The 12950-nt window shown below is 53.9% G+C and carries 16 protein-coding genes and 1 pseudogene; 10 read left to right on the top strand and 7 right to left on the bottom strand.

Annotated elements, in window-relative coordinates; translation table 11 throughout:
• Nucleotides 1–124 precede the first annotated feature (124 nt).
• The 3 genes from FGL10_RS07090 to gloA are packed head-to-tail and all read left to right on the top strand — an operon-like array spanning nt 125 to nt 2061.
• Nucleotides 125–439 carry a LapA family protein gene (locus tag FGL10_RS07090; protein WP_003710956.1) on the top strand — a complete coding sequence of 105 codons (315 nt, stop codon included), beginning with the start codon at nt 125–127 and terminating at the stop codon, nt 437–439.
• 10 nt (nt 440–449) lie between these two features.
• Nucleotides 450–1619 carry a lipopolysaccharide assembly protein LapB gene (gene lapB, locus FGL10_RS07085; RefSeq protein WP_003710955.1) on the top strand — a complete coding sequence of 390 codons (1170 nt, stop codon included), beginning with the start codon at nt 450–452 and terminating at the stop codon, nt 1617–1619.
• A 25-nt stretch (nt 1620–1644) separates the two neighbouring features.
• Nucleotides 1645–2061, top strand: a complete 417-nt coding sequence (gene gloA / locus FGL10_RS07080; protein ID WP_036470332.1) for a lactoylglutathione lyase — start codon at nt 1645–1647, stop codon at nt 2059–2061.
• Between the two features lie 103 nt (nt 2062–2164).
• On the opposite strand, the gene FGL10_RS07075 is transcribed toward gloA, so the two are convergent.
• Both FGL10_RS07075 and tspA read right to left on the bottom strand, forming a co-directional pair.
• Entirely contained in the window at nt 2165–2371 is a 207-nt protein-coding gene (locus FGL10_RS07075) for a hypothetical protein (RefSeq protein ID WP_003710953.1), read from the bottom strand.
• Between the two features lie 230 nt (nt 2372–2601).
• Nucleotides 2602–5253, bottom strand: coding sequence for a FimV/HubP family polar landmark-like protein TspA (gene tspA, locus FGL10_RS07070; RefSeq protein WP_036475181.1), 2652 nt, complete (start codon nt 5251–5253; stop codon nt 2602–2604).
• Between the two features lie 288 nt (nt 5254–5541).
• On the opposite strand from tspA, the gene FGL10_RS07065 reads away from it, so the two are divergent.
• The 7 genes from FGL10_RS07065 to dusA all read left to right on the top strand — a co-directional run bounded on the left by FGL10_RS07065 (nt 5542) and on the right by dusA (nt 9991).
• Complete coding sequence (locus FGL10_RS07065) at nt 5542–6072, top strand: septation protein A (protein WP_003711205.1); 531 nt, start codon at nt 5542–5544, stop codon at nt 6070–6072.
• Nucleotides 6073–6074: 2 nt separating this feature from the next.
• Nucleotides 6075–6365, top strand: coding sequence for a YciI family protein (locus tag FGL10_RS07060; protein ID WP_171007433.1), 291 nt, complete (start codon nt 6075–6077; stop codon nt 6363–6365).
• A complete protein-coding gene (locus tag FGL10_RS07055; RefSeq protein ID WP_003711207.1) occupies nt 6365–6643 on the top strand; it encodes a BolA family protein in 279 nt (92 codons plus the stop codon). Before FGL10_RS07060 ends, FGL10_RS07055 begins: the two co-directional genes overlap by 1 nt.
• 48 nt (nt 6644–6691) lie before the next feature.
• Complete coding sequence (locus FGL10_RS07050) at nt 6692–7558, top strand: peptidyl-prolyl cis-trans isomerase (RefSeq protein ID WP_003711208.1); 867 nt, start codon at nt 6692–6694, stop codon at nt 7556–7558.
• Nucleotides 7559–7627: 69 nt separating this feature from the next.
• A complete protein-coding gene (locus tag FGL10_RS07045; protein WP_003711209.1) occupies nt 7628–8386 on the top strand; it encodes a peptidylprolyl isomerase in 759 nt (252 codons plus the stop codon).
• Nucleotides 8387–8458: 72 nt separating this feature from the next.
• Nucleotides 8459–8950 carry a D-aminoacyl-tRNA deacylase gene (dtd, locus tag FGL10_RS07040; RefSeq protein WP_003711210.1) on the top strand — a complete coding sequence of 164 codons (492 nt, stop codon included), beginning with the start codon at nt 8459–8461 and terminating at the stop codon, nt 8948–8950.
• Between the two features lie 30 nt (nt 8951–8980).
• Nucleotides 8981–9991 (top strand): tRNA dihydrouridine(20/20a) synthase DusA, encoded by a 1011-nt coding sequence (dusA, locus tag FGL10_RS07035; protein ID WP_003711211.1) that lies wholly within the window; start codon nt 8981–8983, stop codon nt 9989–9991.
• Nucleotides 9992–10060: 69 nt separating this feature from the next.
• Here the strand turns inward: dusA and gluQRS are convergent, their stop codons facing one another.
• From gluQRS to tal, 5 genes and pseudogenes are all read right to left on the bottom strand, one after another.
• Complete coding sequence (gene gluQRS, locus FGL10_RS07030) at nt 10061–10948, bottom strand: tRNA glutamyl-Q(34) synthetase GluQRS (RefSeq protein WP_003711212.1); 888 nt, start codon at nt 10946–10948, stop codon at nt 10061–10063.
• A gap of 16 nt (nt 10949–10964) precedes the next feature.
• Nucleotides 10965–11172, bottom strand: a pseudogene (locus FGL10_RS07025) (hypothetical protein); the annotation flags it as partial.
• 64 nt (nt 11173–11236) lie between these two features.
• Nucleotides 11237–11596 carry an immunity 8 family protein gene (locus FGL10_RS07020; RefSeq protein WP_002221979.1) on the bottom strand — a complete coding sequence of 120 codons (360 nt, stop codon included), beginning with the start codon at nt 11594–11596 and terminating at the stop codon, nt 11237–11239.
• Between the two features lie 97 nt (nt 11597–11693).
• On the bottom strand, nt 11694–11828 hold the full coding sequence (locus FGL10_RS12800; protein WP_003711215.1) for a hypothetical protein: 135 nt from the start codon (nt 11826–11828) through the stop codon (nt 11694–11696).
• A 14-nt stretch (nt 11829–11842) separates the two neighbouring features.
• Complete coding sequence (gene tal / locus FGL10_RS07015) at nt 11843–12898, bottom strand: transaldolase (protein ID WP_003711216.1); 1056 nt, start codon at nt 12896–12898, stop codon at nt 11843–11845.
• Nucleotides 12899–12950: the final 52 nt, after the last annotated feature.

Here is a 12950-nt window from a genome sequence, read left to right as displayed (position 1 = left end):
CATTGCCTGCCTGCCCGTGTCAGCGGCTTCCCTATCCGGAAGCGTCCAAATCGTTTAAACTTGCACAATCCGGCTGCCTTACCGTTTGGGTGTGCCGCCCGTCTGTCTTACCTGCGGAACGCATATGAAACTTATTTATACCGTCGTCAAAATCATTATCCTGCTGCTCTTCCTGCTGCTTGCCGTCCTCAATACCGATACCGTTTCCTTTTCCTACCTGCCGGGGCAGAAATTCGATTTGCCGTTGATTGCCGCCCTGTTCTGCGCGTTTGCGGCGGGCATCGTCCTCGGAATGTCCGCCCTGTTCGTCAGGCTGCTGTCGTCGCGCGCCGAAAACGGCCGGTTGCGCGCCCAAATCAGGAAAGACGCGCGTCTGACAGAGCCGGCTTCAAACGCACAGGCGGCACAAAATACCGCCGAATCCGCCAAACAGCCTTAAGAAAGCCGATATGGACAACGAATTGTGGATTATCCTGCTGCCGATTATCCTTTTGCCCGTCTTTTTCGCAATGGGCTGGTTTGCCGCCCGTGTGGATATGAAGACCGTGTTAAAGCAGGCAAAAAGCATCCCTTCGGGATTTTATAAAAGCCTGGACGCTTTGGTCGACCGCAACAGCGGGCGCGCGGCAAGGGAGTTGGCGGAAGTCGTCGACGGCCGGCCGCAATCGTATGATTTGAACCTCACCCTCGGCAAACTTTACCGCCAGCGCGGCGAAAACGACAAAGCCATCAATATACACCGGACGATGCTCGATTCTCCCGACACGGTCGGCGAAAAGCGCGCGCGCGTCCTGTTCGAGCTGGCGCGGAATTATCAAAGCGCGGGCTTGGTCGATCGTGCCGAACAGATTTTTTTGGGGCTGCAAGACGGTGAAATGGCGCACGAGGCCCGCCAGCACCTGCTCCATATTTACCAGCAGGACAGGGATTGGGAAAAAGCGGTTGAAACCGCCCGGCTGCTCAGTCATGACGAGCAGACTTATCAATTTGAAATCGCGCAATTTTATTGCGAGCTTGCACAAGCCTCGCTGTTCAAATCCAATTTCGACGCGGCGCGTTTCCATATCGGCAAAGCCTTGGAAGCCAATAAAAAATGTACCCGTGCCAATATGATTTTGGGCGATCTCGAGTACAGGCTGGGCAATTTCCCCGCCGCCGTCGATGCCTATGCCGCCATCGAACAGCAAAACCACGCCTATTTGAGTATGGTCGGCGAAAAACTTTACGAGGCCTATGCCGCACAGGGCAAGCCCGAAGAAGGCTTGGACCGCCTGACCGGATATATGCAGACTTTCCCCGAATTGGATTTGATTCAGGTCGTGTATGAAAAATCCCTGCTGCTCAAGGGCGAGAAAGAAGCCGCGCAAACCGCCGTGGAGCTTGTCCGCCGCAGGCCCGACCTTAACGGCGTGTACCGCCTGCTCGGTTTGAAACTCAGCGATTTGAATCCGGCCTGGAAAGCCGATGCCGATATGATGCGTTCGGTTATCGGACGGCAGCTACAGCGCAGCGTGATGTACCGTTGCCGCAACTGCCACTTCAAATCCCAAGCCTTTTTCTGGCACTGTCCCGCCTGCAACAAATGGCAGACGTTTACCCCGAATAAAATCGAAGTTTAACCGCCACCAATGAGGAACACGAAAAATGCGCTTACTCCATACTATGCTCCGCGTGGGCAATCTCGAAAAATCCCTTGATTTCTACCAAAACGTTTTGGGGATGAGGCTTTTGCGCCGCAAGGATTATCCGGAAGGCAGGTTCAGCCTTGCCTTTGTCGGTTACGGCGACGAGGCGGACAGCAGCGTTTTGGAACTGACCCACAACTGGGACACGGCGCAATACGATTCGGGCAATGCTTTCGGACACATCGCCATTGAAGTGGACGATGCCTACGAAGCCTGCGAACGTGTGAAGCGGCAGGGCGGAAACGTCGTCCGCGAAGCCGGTCCGATGAAGCACGGCACAACCGTCATTGCCTTTGTCGAAGATCCCGACGGCTACAAAATCGAGTTTATCCAAAAAAACAGCGGTAACGATTCGATTGCCTATCAAACTGCCTGATACCCTGATACCGCAGCCAATGCCGTCTGAAGCCTTTGGGGGTTCAGACGGCATTTTGCCGCCGGCGGTTTGTGCGCGGACGGGCAATCCGGTTATCGGATAATCAGGCGTAAGGGGCTTGCAGTAAGGAGGGCGGGCAGGCGGCAAGCTGTCCGCCAAAATGCCACCGGGCGCAGCAGGAATCCCAATTTTGCGGGGCGCGGTATGCGGGCTTGCTCTGTTTTTCCCATCCTTCCGCCGCATCAAACAGACAAAGCAAAGGCAGTGTTTCAAAATAGTGTTGAAAATAGGCGGGTTTGAATAAAGCCATTTTAAAATAACCGCGTTAACAATCCGCCGATTCCGACTGTTTGCAAGGGAAAGACAATTATTTTTCAGTCAGGCGGCAAGCCGTCTTATTGAATACCTTGAAGCCGGCTATGCCTGCCGGCGCCACATTAAAACAACATCTAAGCAAATCGACACTATTTGAAACGCAGCCAAGCAAAAAAAGATGCCGTCGGAAACGGCATCTTTTTGTTTGCGAAGGGCGGATTCGGATCAAATACCCAATTCCTGCGCCAACGTTTGGGCGCGTTTCAACACATCGCCTTCCGCTTCTTCCAGCAACTCTTTCACGGTTTCGGCAGCGGCATCGCGGTCGCCGATTTCGAGATACATTTCGGCAAGGTCGTATTTCGCTTCGGCAGGCGTATCAGAACCTGCAGCTTCCGAAGCAAAGCCGGTACCCGCGCTCGGGATATTTTCTTCGGCAAGGGAAATGCTCCAATCTACCGTTTCTTTTTCCCCGTCTTTCAGAAAGTCGGGCAAAGCGTCTGCCTCGGGGACGTTGGAATCCGGTGTTTCCAAAGTGATTTCCGCCGCTTTTTCTTCGGCAGCCGGTGTTTCAAAAGGCTGCATCAGCGCGGACAAATCATCTGCGGCTGTGTGGAAATCGGGCGTTTCGGCAACAGTTTCCGCCGCTTTTTCTTCGGCAGCCGGTGTTTCAAAAGGCTGCATCAGCGCGGACAAATCGTCTGCGGCGGTGTGGAAATCGGGCGTTTCGGCAACGGTTTCCGCCGCTTTTTCTTCAACAGCAGGTGCTTCAAATTTCTCAAAGGCAGGTGTTTCAAAAGGTTGAAGCAGTGCGGACAAATCGTCTGCAACGGTGTGGAAATCGGGCATTTCGGCAACGGTTTCCGCCGCTTTTTCTTCGGCAGCCGGTGCTTCAAAAGGCTGCATCAGCGCGGACAAATCGTCGGCAGCGGTGTGGAAGTCGGACGTTTCGGCAACGGTTTCCGCCGTATTTTCCTCAACGGCAGGTGCTTTAAATTCCTCAACAGCCGGTGTTTCAAAAGGTTGCATCAGCGCGGACAAATCGTCTGCGGCGGTGTGGAAGTCGGGCGTTTCGGGCGCGTTGTCTGAAACGGTATCGGTTTCATATACTTTCAGGAAGTCGTGCAACGCTTCCGGCGTTTGGACTTCGCCAACGGTTTTTTCCAAGATGGTTTCGGGAGAGGAACCTTTAAGGAATCCCGCCAGTCCGGAAGGCACCTGCGTGCCTGAGAAGGATTGGGCGGGCGTTGCCTCTTCGTGGCCGGCAGGGATGTCGTCGGAATCTGCACCGGCGGTTTCCGGTCTGCCTTCGGTAAAATCCGGTTCGGGCGTATCGGTGACGATGGAGACCGGATTGTACGGGTTGGGGGTTTCGGGTTCGTACACGCTGTCTGTGGATTCGACGGTGTTCCAATCGGCATTCTCACGGTTTTGGGTTTCTTCATCCCGGGTAAGCGCGCCGGATACGATGCCGTTTTGCGCGGTTTCCAAACTGTCGAAATCCAAATCGATATGGCCGGAAGGGGTGTCTGCACCTACATCGAACGTTTGTTCCGCCGACAAGGTTTGTTCGGCCTCTTCATCCAAGGCAAGCGGGGCATTCCCGTCCGGTTGGGGCGCGGTTTCGGACGCTGTCGGGATTTCGGTTTCGGAGAAGGTGATTTCTATGCCGTCGTCCGATGCGCCGTCCGGGCCGGATTCCGCACCTTCTGCAAGGGCGGATTCTTCCGTGCGGCGCGCGCGTTTGGTTCGGGCAAGGCGCAAAAGCAGCAGCAGGGCAATTAATGCCGCGCCTCCGCCGGCAAGCAGCAAGGTGTACGAAACGCCGAACAGACCGTCAAACAGTCCGCTTTCGGTTTCTTCTTCGGCGGCTGCCTGTCCGGCAGGTTCGGCAACGGGTTCGGGCGCAACTTTGCCGGCGGGTTCGGCAACGGGTTCTGCGGCAATTTCGCCGGCAGGTTCTGCGGCAGTTGCGGAAGCGGCAGCTTCTTGAGGCGCGGATTCGGCAGCCGGTTCGGGTGTTTCAGACGGCACGGACGCGGTTTCGGGCCGGTGTTTTGCCGGAGCCGGCATTTCTGTTTCGGCGGGTACGGATGCCGGTTTTCCTGCCGGTTTGGGCGTTTCAGACGGCACGGGTGCGGCTTGGGGTTTCGCTGTTTTTGGCGGGGTAGGTTCCGGCTTGATTTTTTTAGGGGTTTCCGCCTTGATTTTGCTGAAGTCCGGGATTTGGATGACGCTGCCCGCACGCAGTCTGCCGTGTGCGGAAACATTTGGGTTTGCCTTCAGCAGCGCATCGGCAACCTGTTCGAGCGTCAGGTGTTTCGGACGGATGGCGGCGGCAATCTGTTTGAGCGTTTCGCCTTTGCGGACGGTATGGGTTTTGCCGTTATGCGCCGGTTTGACGGCTACGTTCGCGCTGTCTTTTTTATCGGTTTTGCGGAGGGCTTTGGTGTTTTGATTTTCTTGGGACTCTGCTGTCGGAGTGGTTTTGCGGTGTGTCTTGCCGTCTGAAAGTGCAGATTTGGTTTTGGGCGAGTAGCCGACAGGATCGAGGATGGCGGTGTATTCGCGTACCTGCGCGCCTGCACCGATGCGGAACACCAGGACGGGATCGCGGACTGCCTGCGCGGAAGAAACGGCAATGACGGCTTTGTCGCCCAACTTGTGGACTTTGGCGGTCAGGCCTTTTTCGGAAACGGTAACGCTGCCGCCGCCTAGCAGGGCTTTGGCTTCTTCGCCGGTTACGGTAATGCTGCCGGAAAAAGGTTCGTCAAGGTTGGAACGGACATCCAGCCCGCTGAGCCCCGCGTGCGCCTGTAAGGATGCGGCAAGTGCGACGGAGGCGGCAATCAGTTTGATTTGTCTGTTGTTTTTCAAGATGTATCCCCTGTGGGTTGGCGGCTGAATACGGTTTGACCGCGTACAGTCTGTAAATTTCGTCATCAGGCATCGGCAATACGGACGATAGGGTGCGGATAGGCAGAGGTCCCAGCCGAAGCTGTATTTTAAAGCCAATTTTACAAATTATGACATATCTCCATCTTTTTTCAAAAACATCTGTGCATATTTTCATTAAACAAAACAAAATTTGTTGGCTTTGCAGGTGCAAAAATAGGGTTCTGCCTGTATGATTAGCGTTTATTTGATTTGCTTTCTCATTTGGATATGAAATTTGTCAGCGACCTTTTGTCTGTCATCTTGTTTTTTGCTACTTATACCGTTACCAAAAATATGATTGCCGCTACGGCGGTTGCCTTGGTTGCCGGTGTGGTTCAGGCGGCTTTTCTGTATTGGAAATATAAAAAGCTGGATACGATGCAGTGGGTCGGACTGGTGCTGATTGTCGTATTCGGCGGCGCAACCATTGTTTTGGGCGACAGCCGCTTCATTATGTGGAAGCCGACAGTATTGTTCTGGTGCGGGGCGTTATTCCTGCTGGGCAGCCACCTTGCGGGTAAAAACGGTTTAAAGGCGAGTATCGGCAGGGAGATTCAGCTTCCAGATGCCGTATGGGCGAAATTGACTTATATGTGGGTCGGTTTTCTGATTTTTATGGGTATTGCCAACTGGTTTGTGTTTACTAGGTTTGAAGCGCAATGGGTTAACTATAAGATGTTCGGTTCGACTGCGCTGATGCTTGTTTTCTTTATTATTCAGGGTATTTATCTGAGTACCTATCTGAAAAAGGAGGATTGACTGTGGAATATTTTATGTTGCTGGCAACAGACGGGGAGGATGTGCACGAGGCGCGTATGGCGGCACGTCCCGAACACCTCAAACGGCTGGAGACGCTGAAGTCGAAAGGTCGGCTGTTGACGGCAGGCCCAAACCCGCTGCCGGACAATCCCGAACGTGTTTCGGGCAGTCTGATTGTGGCGCAGTTCGAGTCTTTGGATGCGGCGCAGGCTTGGGCGGAAGACGATCCCTATGTTCACGCCGGCGTGTATAGCGAAGTGCTGATCAAGCCGTTTAAAGCGGTGTTCAAATAATGCCGTCCGTCGATTTGATCCGCGAACGCCTGCAGACGCTCGATCCTCTGGTGTTGGAAATCGGCGATGAGAGCCATCTGCACAAAGGACACGCGGGCAATACCGGCGGCGGACATTATGCCGTTTTGGTTGTCAGCCGGCATTTTGAAGGCGCAAGCCGTCTGAATCGTCAGAAAACGGTCAAATCGCTGCTCAAAGATTTGTTTTCAGACGGCATCATCCACGCGCTCGGCATCCGGGCGGCTGCCCCCGACGAGTATTTCCATACGGCGGACTGAATGAAGTCTGCCCGAACATTTCAATTTAAAATTTAAAGAGAGAAGATTATGAAAGCAAAAATCCTGACTTCCGTTGCACTGCTTGCCTGTTCCGGCAGCCTGTTTGCCCAAACTTTGGCAACCGTCAACGGTCAAAAAATCGACAGCAGCGTCATTGATGCCCAGGTTGCCGCGTTTCGTGCGGAAAACAGCAGTGCCGAAGATTCCCCGCAGTTGCGCCGTGCACTGCTGAATCAGGAAATCACCCACACCGTGGTGGCGCAGGAGGTCAAACGTTTGAAACTCGACCGGTCGGCAGAGTTTAAAGACATGCTGGCCAAATTGCGTGCCGAAGCGGAGAAGTCGGGCGATGATAAAAAACCGTCCTTCAAAACCGTTTGGCAGGCGGTAGAATATGGCTTGAACGGCAGGGCATACGCGCTGCATATCGCCAAAACCCAGCCGGTTTCAGAGCAGGACGCAAAAGCCGCATATGACAATATCAGAGGTTTTTATAAAGGTACGCAGGAAGTCCAGTTGGGCGAAATCCTGACCGACAAGGAAGACAATGCGAAAAAAGCGGTTGCCGGCCTGAAGGCGAAAAAAGGTTTTGATGCCGTTTTGAAACAATATTCCCTCAACGACCATACCAAACAGACCGGCAAGCCGGACGGATATGTGCCGCTGAAAGATTTGGAACAGGGTGTTCCGCCGCTTTATCAAGCAATTAAGGACTTGAAAAAAGGCGAATTTACGGCAACGCCGCTGAAAAACGGCGATTTCTACGGCGTTTATTATGTCAACGACCGCCGCGAGGTGAAAGTGCCTTCCTTTGATGAAATGAAGGAACAGCTTACCGGCGACCTTCAGGCGGAACGGATCGACCGTGCCGTCGGCGCGCTGTTGGGCAAGGCAGACATCAAACCTGCAAAATAATCTGAAAACGGGATACGGCGGCAAGACGTTCAGACAGGCGTTTTGCCGCCGCACAGGACAGGGAATACCATGAAACAGAAAAAAACCGCTGCCGCAGTTATTGCTGCAATGTTGGCAGGTTTTGCGGCAGCCAAAGTACCCGAAATCGACCCGGCTTTGGTGGACGAGGTGGTGGCGCAGCTTATGGGGCAGCCGGACCTGCATACGGAACAATCCCAAAAACCGGACGGGCAGGCAATCCGGAACGATGCCGTCCGCCGGCTGCAAACTTTGGAAGTTTTGAAAAACGGGGCATTGCAGGCGGGTTTGGATAAGGATAAAGGCGTTCAAAACCGCTTTAAAATCGCCGAAGCGTCTTTTTACGCCCAAGAATACGTCCGCTTTTTGGAACGTTCGGAAACGGTTTCCGAAAGCGAACTGCGTCAGTTTTATGAGCGGCAAATCCGCATGATCAAATTGCAGCAGGTCGGTTTTGCCACGGAGGATGAGGCGCGTCAGGCGCAGCAGCTTCTGCTGAAGGGCCTGTCTTTTGAAGGATTAATGAAACGTTATCCGAACGACGAGCAGGCGTTTGACAGTTTCATTATGGCGCAGCAGCTTCCCGAGCCGCTGGCTTCCCGGTTTGCCGCGATGAATCGCGGCGACGTAACCCGAGATCCGGTCAAATTGGGCGAACGCTATTATCTGTTCAAACTCAGCGAAATCGGGAAAAACCCCGACGCGCAACCTTTCGAGTTGGTCAGAAACCAATTGGAGCAGGGTTTGAGACAAGAAAAAGCCCGCTTGAAAGTCGATGCCCTTTTGGAAGAAAACGGTGTCAAACCGTAATGGCATTTCCGATACCGATGCCGTCTGAAGCCTTTCAGACGGCATTGCACGTTCAGGTAAGGAGGACGGCTTATGCGTGCGGTGATACAGAAAACGACGGGCGCGAAGGTAGATGTCGTGTCTGAAAACGGCACGGAAACCTGCGGCAAAATTGACGGCGGGTTTGTCGTGTTGCTCGGTGTAACGCATGATGATACCGAGAAAGATGCGCAATATATTGCCGACAAAATTGCCCATTTGCGCGTGTTTGAAGACGAAGCGGGCAAGCTGAACCTGTCTTTGAAAGATGTCGGGGGATCCGTGCTGCTGGTGTCGCAGTTTACGCTTTATGCCGATGCGGCAAGCGGCCGGCGGCCGTCGTTTTCGCAAGCCGCACCTGCAGAACAGGCAAAACGGCTTTATCTGCATACGGCAGAACTGTTGCGCGGACACGGGATTCATGTCGAAACAGGGCGTTTCCGTACGCATATGCAGGTGTCGCTCTGCAACGACGGGCCGGTAACCATACTGCTGGACTCTTTCATGACGCGGATTTCCCCAAAAATGAAGGTTGTTCCGGATTGAAATTGAATCCGCAATGATGAAATATCGACAATGAACGACAACACGCAAACCCTTCCTCCCCGCCGCCTGTCCGTCGCCCCGATGCTCGACTGGACGGACAGGCACTACCGTTATATGGCGCGCCAGATTACCCGCAATACTTGGCTGTACAGCGAAATGGTCAACGCCGGCGCGATTGTTTACGGCGACAAAGACCGCTTTTTGATGTTTAACGAAGGCGAGCAGCCCGTCGCCCTGCAACTGGGCGGCAGCGATCCGTCCGATTTGGCGAAAGCCGCCAAAGCTGCCGAAGCATACGGCTACAACGAGGTCAACCTCAACTGCGGCTGCCCCAGTCCGCGCGTGCAGAAAGGTTCGTTCGGCGCGTGCCTGATGAACGAAGTCGGGCTGGTTGCCGACTGCCTCAACGCCATGCAGGAAGCGGTCGGTATTCCCGTTACCGTCAAACACCGCATCGGTGTGGACAGGCAGACCGAATACCAAACCGTTGCCGATTTCGTCGGCACGCTGCGCGACAAAACCGCCTGCAAAACCTTTATCGTCCACGCCCGCAACGCTTGGCTGGACGGTCTTTCGCCCAAAGAAAACCGCGACGTTCCGCCCTTGAAATACGATTACGTTTACCGCCTCAAGCAAGAGTTTCCCGAGCTGGAAATCATCATCAACGGCGGCATCACCACCAACGAAGCAATCGCCGGACACCTGCAACACGTTGACGGCGTGATGGTCGGGCGCGAGGCGTACCACAACCCGATGGTGATGCGCGAATGGGACAGGCTGTTTTACGGCGATACCCGCAGCCCGATTGAATACGCCGATTTGGTGCAGCGTCTCTACACATACAGTCAAGCCCAAATCCAAGCCGGACGCGGCACAATCTTGCGCCACATCGTCCGCCACAGCCTCGGGCTGATGCACGGCTTGAAAGGCGCGCGGACTTGGCGGCGTATGCTTTCCGACGCAATGCTCTTGAAAGATAACGACGGCAGCCTGATTCTCGAAGCGTGGAAAGAGGTTGAGCGGGCAAATATGCGCGAATAGGGCGGGGCTGTATGTGTGAAATGCCGTCTGAAGGTTTCAGACGGCATTTGTGCGTTTGTCGGGCGGTGTTTAGGGAGTGGTAATGGCGTGTTTCGGCACTTTGTCCATATCCCAGTGTGTCACCGCCCAGTCGAGCAGTTCGGCAGGGCGGTCGGTTTCCGGTGCTTCGGGCAGGTTGAGGTAACGGAACACTTGGCGGAGGAGTTGTTCGCGGCGGTTTAAATCCAATGTGGGGGCGAGCGTCTGTTTCGACCATTTCTGCCCTTGCGCGTTGGTCAGGAGCGGCAGGTGGGCATATTGCGGTGTCGGAACGCCCAAACACTGCTGCAAATAGATTTGGCGCGGCGTAGAAACGAGCAGGTCTTGTCCGCGGACGATGTGGGTAACGCCCTGTTCGGCATCGTCGGCTACGACGGCGAGCTGGTATGCCCAGTAACCGTCTGCACGAAGCAGGACGAAATCGCCGATGTCGCCGGCTAGGTTTTGGGCGTAACCGCCGACGATGCCGTCTGAAAAACCGATAACGCGGTCGGGGACGCGGATGCGCCACGCCGGTTGTTTGCCTTGCAGTGCAGGGCGTTGCTGCGGATTGCGGCAACGTCCGTTATAGACGAATCCGTCTGCGCCGTGGACTGCCGCAGCCTGCCAGTCTTTGCGGCTGCAATGGCAGGGATAGACCAGTCCGGCGGTTTTCAGACGGCATAGGGTTTCTTCATACAGGGCGTAACGGCGGCTCTGATAGGCGACTTCTCCGTCCCATTCGAATCCGAATGCCTCGAGCGTGTGCAGGATATGGCTTGCCGCCCCCGGCATTTCGCGCGGCGGATCGAGGTCTTCCATGCGGACCAGCCATTTGCCGCCGTTTGAGCGTGCATCGGCATAGGAAGCGACGGCGGTCAGCAGCGAGCCGATGTGGAGCAGCCCGGTCGGGCTGGGGGCGAAACGTCCTGTGTACATATCCGGTACAGCCCCTTTATTTAAGACTATTAATCAAAGCCATTATCTTATCTTTATTCAGTTCCATCCCGGGCTCTTCAAGCAAGGTTAAATCATATAGGGCATTATATTGCTCTTCGGTAGCCGAATCATCCATAAGGCCGGACGAGAAAAAATCGAAGGCTCTATCTGCAATTCTCTCACTTACTTGCATTTCTACTAACCAGTTTCGTCAATTCTGTATATTTTGAAAAGTTTATGGAAAAATAAAACAGCGAAAAAGTTTTGGTTTCGCTGTTTTTGATTTAATTAGCACTGATAATCTTCAAATTCCCACGAAAAAAAACGAAGTAAATAAGTCAATGACTTTTCCCAAGTTTCTTTTGAACATTCTTTAAGAATTTTCTCAATTTCCGATTTAATAACAGAATGATTAAATTCATTCATAATCATCATACCCGCTCCCCATTTAACTCTTTGATTTTGGAAACAATTATGCAAAATCCATTTAGGAGAGCATATGCGAACAGAAAATATATCTGCAGCATCACTATCATCAGTTCCTATGTCTAAATCAATTCCCACACAAAAATTGTCTTTGATTTCGGGAACGAAATCTTCAAAGGCACAATCGTAAAGATTGATGGCTTTCAATTCTAGGTTAATCATTTTATATTCAATAGTATGGGGAGATACCGGATCCTTAAAAATCAGATCTGAATAAATTTCATCGGGTGAAATGATTTCGAGTGCTTTTGCCATGATTCTATTCCCTTTTGTGTTGGTGGGTAATGTCGTGCATTAACTTCTTGTTGATTAATATTTTTAGGGCGAATCCTTGATATGCCGCACTGTGTCCGGTCAAACGGGCGATGCCGTCTGAAAGCCTTTCAGACGGCATCGGGGATGAAAAGTTTAAACCAACGGTGCGAGCAGTTTTTCAAACGCTTCTTCAAATTGTTTCAAACCGTCTTCCTGCAAACGCGCCGCCAAGGTTTCGACATCTATGCCGAGCGCGGCGGTTTCGGCAAGCTGCGCTTGTGCTTCTTCCGCGCCTTCGGTCAGCGTGGCTTTGGCTGTGCCGTGGTCGATAAAGGCTTTGAGCGTGGCATCGGGAACGGTGTTGACGGTGTGCGCGCCGATTAGGCTGTCAACGTAGAGCGTGTCGGGATAGGCCGGGTTTTTCACGCCGGTGGATGCCCATAAAAGCTGCACGCGGTTTGCGCCTTGGGCTTCCAGCGCGGCAAATTCCGGGCTGCCGAAGTATTGCGCCCAGTCTTGGTAGGCGGCTTTGGCAAGGGCGATGGCGATTTTGCCTTTGAGCCGGTCGGGCAGTGTTGCGTCCAGCGCGCCGTCCACGCGGGAGATGAAGAAGCTGGCGACGACGTGGACATGGGCAACGCTTTGTCCGGCCGCCAAACGTTTGGCGATGCCGCGCGCGTAGGCGGCGTAGGCTTTGAGGGTTTGGGCGCGTGAGAACAGCAGCGTGAGGTTCACGCTGATGCCGTCTGAAACGAGGGTTTCGAGCGCATCGATGCCTGCGTCGGTAGCCGGCACTTTAATCATCGCGTTTTTGCACCCGATGGCGGCGTAGAGGCGGCGCGCTTCTTCAACCGTGCCTTGCGCGTCTTTGGCAAGCTCGGGCGAAACTTCGAGGCTGACGAAGCCAGTTTTGCCGCCGGTGGATTCGTGTTCGGCAAGGCAAACGCCGCAGGCGGCACGCACATCGGCAACCGCCATTGTTTCGTAGCGTTGTTTCGGGGTCAGGTCTTGCTGCTTGAGGGCGGCGACCTCGTCGGCGTAAAGCGCGTCGCCGGCGAAGGCTTTTTGGAAGATGGCGGGATTGGAAGTTACGCCGCACACGCCTTGTTTCAACATTTGCGCCAATTCGCCGCTTTGCACGAGCGAGCGGGAAAGGTTGTCCAGCCAGATTTGTTGTCCTAATGCTTTAACGTCCGATAAAATGGTCATCTCTGATTCCTTTGGATGGATAGGCGGGGTTTGAGGGCTTATGCTACCCCGA

The organism is Neisseria lactamica (assembly GCF_901482445.1).
GTDB classification, from domain to species: Bacteria; Pseudomonadota; Gammaproteobacteria; order Burkholderiales; family Neisseriaceae; genus Neisseria; species Neisseria lactamica.
Note: the sequence above shows the minus strand (reverse complement) of the source record. Positions and strands in the feature narration are given on the sequence as shown.